General features: G+C 65.6%; 1 protein-coding gene. It reads left to right on the top strand.

Going from position 1 to position 259, the window contains the following annotated elements:
• Positions 1 to 259 (top strand): hypothetical protein (locus tag ACLJNW_RS26265; protein ID WP_410961515.1); only part of this gene is annotated, 259 nt, incomplete at both ends.

Below are 259 nucleotides of genomic sequence, written 5' to 3' on the forward strand. Positions count from 1 at the left end.
TCCCTGGCGATGGCCGGGGTGCCGCTGCTGAACGGCTTCCTCAGCAAGGAGATGTTCTTCGGCGAAACCCTCAGCCAGAACCTGCTGGGCAGCTTCAACTGGCTGGTGCCGGCGGTGGCGACCCTGGCCGGCGTGTTCTCGGTGGCCTATTCGCTGCGTTTCATCCACGACGTGTTCTTCAACGGCGAGCCGGCCCGGTTGCCGAAGTTCCCGCCCCACGAGCCGCCGCGCTACATGAAGGTACCGGTGGAGATCCTGG

Origin of the sequence: Salmonella sp. SAL4457, assembly GCF_046548235.1 — a bacterium.
Classification (GTDB): domain Bacteria; phylum Pseudomonadota; class Gammaproteobacteria; order Enterobacterales; family Enterobacteriaceae; genus Salmonella; species Salmonella enterica.